Source organism: Streptococcus suis (genome assembly GCF_002964045.1).
In the GTDB taxonomy this organism is placed as follows: domain Bacteria; phylum Bacillota; class Bacilli; order Lactobacillales; family Streptococcaceae; genus Streptococcus; species Streptococcus suis_U.
Window position 1 is genome coordinate 1 of the sequence record NZ_POPB01000158.1, and the last position, 479, is coordinate 479.

At 38.6% G+C, this 479-nt stretch carries 1 protein-coding gene; it reads left to right on the forward strand.

Features of this window, described 5'->3' with window-relative positions; all coding sequences use genetic code 11:
* Positions 1–245: 245 nt before the first annotated feature.
* A partial coding sequence (locus tag C1E99_RS00915) for an HAD-IIB family hydrolase (protein ID WP_153060132.1) occupies positions 246–479 on the forward strand: 234 nt, incomplete at its 3' end.

Consider the following 479-nt stretch of genomic DNA (forward strand, 5'->3'; position numbering starts at 1 on the left):
CTTTCATAGACAGTCCTTACCTTTGTTTATATGGCTCATACTCCATGTTTTGTATCCCCTAGCAATGTTAGACTTTCCTACCACATAATGAACATTGTCATTTTTGAAACACTTCTATTTTTTACACTTTCATTTCAGCTATCCGCCACCCAATTTATTTTACAATATAGAACAGAGTTTAGTATTTCAATCATTCCTTTCTCATTTTATGCTATACTAGATGTATTGAAAACAAGGAGGTTTATATGGTTAAACTAATCGCTCTTGATATGGACGGAACCCTCTTAAATGAGAAAAAGGAACTGATGCAGCCACAGATTGATGCTATTCATCAGGCTGTTGAAGCAGGCGTCAAGATTGTTCTCTGTACTGGTCGGCCCTTGGCTGGTGTTAAGCCATTCGTAGAGCAGCTCGGCTTTGACACCGAGGAAGAATTTATCATTGTCAATAACGGCTGTTCAACCCATTCGACAAAGGAG